The 572-nt window shown below is 34.6% G+C and carries 1 protein-coding gene; it reads left to right on the top strand.

The features are described 5' to 3' along the window. On the top strand, window positions 1-560 hold a 560-nt coding region (locus AC1RRQ_RS23285), incomplete at its 5' end, for an integrase core domain-containing protein (RefSeq protein ID WP_493025456.1). Between the last annotated feature and the right edge of the window lie 12 nt (window positions 561-572).

Here is a 572-nt window from a genome sequence, read left to right as displayed (position 1 = left end):
AAAAGAATCATCAGAAAATAATCAAGGAAAGAATGGGACAGCTGGGTCATATTGATTGCCATTATTTAAGCAAAAGCATAATTCGCGGAGAAAGTAAAAAACTCTATCTAGTGTGTGTAATTGATGATTACAGCCGGATTGCCTGGGCTGAATTAGTGCCGGACATAACGAGTTTAACAGTCATGTTTGCATCATTAAAATGCTTAAACATTTTAAGCAGTCATTATGAAATAAAGTTTGAAGAGATATTATCTGATAATGGAGCTGAATTTGGAATAAAAACCAGCAAAGTAAAACACCAGCATCCTTTTGAAAGAATGCTCATGGAACTTGGAATCATACACAGATACACAAGACCTTACCGTCCGCAGACAAACGGTAAGGTAGAAAGGTTTTGGAGAACTCTGGAAGAGGATTTATTAAGAGACACAGATTTTGATTCTCAAGAAGAACTAAAAGAAGAATTGCTTCAATATTTATATTATTACAATCATGAAAGGCCGCATCAGGGAATTGATGGAAAAAAACCAATCGAAATGATAAATCCGTTACCGAAATAAGTAACTTTTACA

Source organism: Flavobacterium sp. GW821-FHT12A05, from assembly GCF_058807735.1.
This window is presented reverse-complemented; position numbering and strand designations above follow the sequence as displayed.